General features: G+C 43.8%; 1 pseudogene (cut by both window edges). It reads left to right on the forward strand.

What is annotated here, in order from left to right:
• Positions 1–395 (forward strand): annotated as a pseudogene (feoB, locus tag B3473_RS02865) (ferrous iron transport protein B) (it extends past both window edges: 123 nt to the left, 1,632 nt to the right).

A 395-nucleotide genomic window follows, 5' to 3' on the forward strand; every position in this document is an offset into this window, starting at 1 on the left:
AGTGGGACAGCCAGGCTCAACCAAAACTGGCAAGTTCAAGATTTGCCTGGTATTTATTCCATGTCGCCTTATACGCCTGAGGAAAAAGTTGCCAGAGATTATTTGTTGAGCAACCGTGCTGACAGCATTTTAAATGTGGTAGATGCCACAAATCTTGAACGCAATCTTTATTTGACCACTCAGTTGATTGAAACGGGTATCCCTGTAACATTGGCCTTGAACATGAGCGACGTGCTAAAAGCTCAAGGGAAAGAGATTAGTGTGGATAAGTTGTCTTATCAACTAGGTGTTCCTGTCGTTTCGACCAGCGCTATTAAAAATCAAGGTGTGGATAAGGTTTTGAAAAAGGCAGCACACACCACTCGAGCAACTGTGGATACGGTGCAATACCCTGT

It is taken from the genome of Streptococcus sp. UBA632 (assembly GCF_002300045.1).
Taxonomy (GTDB): Bacteria; Bacillota; Bacilli; order Lactobacillales; family Streptococcaceae; genus Streptococcus; species Streptococcus alactolyticus.